We start from the raw sequence: 585 nt of genomic DNA on the forward strand, positions 1-585 counted from the left end.
GGGTGTGAATTTCTATGTTTCGCTCATTAGAGGCACGCCTTTATTGGTCCAAATCGTGGTGGTGTTTTATGGTTTGCCCGCCCTTGGGGTCTATATTGATCCAATCCCAGCAGGCATTATTGCATTTTCTTTTAATGTAGGGGCATACGCTTCAGAGACTTTGAGGGCGAGCTTTCTTTCTGTCCCTAAAGATCAATGGGATTCAAGCTTGAGCTTGGGCTTGAACTACTTGCAAACCTTTTGGCATGTCATCTTTTTTCAAGCGCTCAAAGTCGCCACGCCCAGCCTGAGTAACACTTTCATCAGCCTTTTTAAAGAAACTTCTTTAGCTTCGGTGGTAACGATCGCAGAGGTTTTTAGAATCGCGCAGCAAAAAGCGAACGCCAGCTATGACTTTTTGCCTATTTACTTGGAAGCCGCTTTGATTTACTGGCTTTTTTGCTTGGTTTTAGAAGTGATCCAAAAGCGCGTGGAAAAAATCTTAAATTAAGTTGGCTCAATCTAATCTTTTTAATATTTGATTATAATACAGCCTGAATAAAAATAAGGAGATTCTCATGGGTGTGTTTTTGGATAATAGCATTA

The 585-nt window shown here is 40.9% G+C and carries 1 protein-coding gene; it reads left to right on the top strand.

What is annotated here, in order from left to right:
- On the top strand, positions 1-490 hold a 490-nt coding region (locus IE271_RS44660), incomplete at its 5' end, for an amino acid ABC transporter permease (RefSeq protein ID WP_190195535.1).
- Positions 491-585: the final 95 nt, after the last annotated feature.

This window comes from Streptomyces minutiscleroticus, from assembly GCF_014650875.1.
GTDB lineage: Bacteria > Actinomycetota > Actinomycetes > Streptomycetales > Streptomycetaceae > Streptomyces > Streptomyces minutiscleroticus.